Consider the following 511-nt stretch of genomic DNA (forward strand, 5'->3'; position numbering starts at 1 on the left):
CTATCGCCAAAGACCAGTTGCTTGGAAATGTGTGCATGCCGTAGCTTGCCGGGGATCAGCAGCTTTGCCGCCCTACTTCACAAGGTGATCGCCGAACGCAAAAAGGGCGGCCGAAGCCGCCCTCTTGGGGAATTGGGTCCCTCCATCAAAGGAAAATGATCACCCTGCCGTGCCTGTGGTGATGGTTGTGGTGGTGGTTGTAGTGCTTCCACCAGAACTTCTTGAAGTGCTTCTTGTGATGGTTGTGGTGGTGATGATGATGGCCATGCATGCCGTGGGCTGACGACGTGCCGACAGTGCCGGCGAGCGCGCCGGTGGCGACGAAGATGGCGACGAGGCCCGAGGTAAGAGTGCGCTTGCGCATGATGATCTCCTGGATCTTTTGATCGAGGCGACCCATTCGCCTCTGACCATCAGTCGGCGCGGCGCAGCAAAAGGTTCGAAAGGTTGAGGAGATTTTTTGTGGGACGCCGTTGACGCCGGCGCGGCGACGGCAAGGACACCAATGACC

1 protein-coding gene is annotated in these 511 nt (G+C 58.5%); it reads right to left on the bottom strand.

Annotation, left to right across the window (positions count from 1 at the left end; translation table 11 throughout):
• Positions 1-145 precede the first annotated feature (145 nt).
• Positions 146-364, bottom strand: a complete 219-nt coding sequence (locus EN879_RS38395) for a hypothetical protein (RefSeq protein WP_127274831.1) — start codon at positions 362-364, stop codon at positions 146-148.
• Positions 365-511: the final 147 nt, after the last annotated feature.

The organism is Mesorhizobium sp. M7A.F.Ca.AU.002.02.1.1, from assembly GCF_003998535.1.
Taxonomy (GTDB): domain Bacteria; phylum Pseudomonadota; class Alphaproteobacteria; order Rhizobiales; family Rhizobiaceae; genus Mesorhizobium; species Mesorhizobium ciceri.

Coding starts and splice junctions, on each gene's coding strand:
- EN879_RS38395 (WP_127274831.1), bottom strand. CDS start 364: ATGCGCAAGCGCACTCTTACCTCGGGCCTCGTCGCCATCTTCGTCGCC.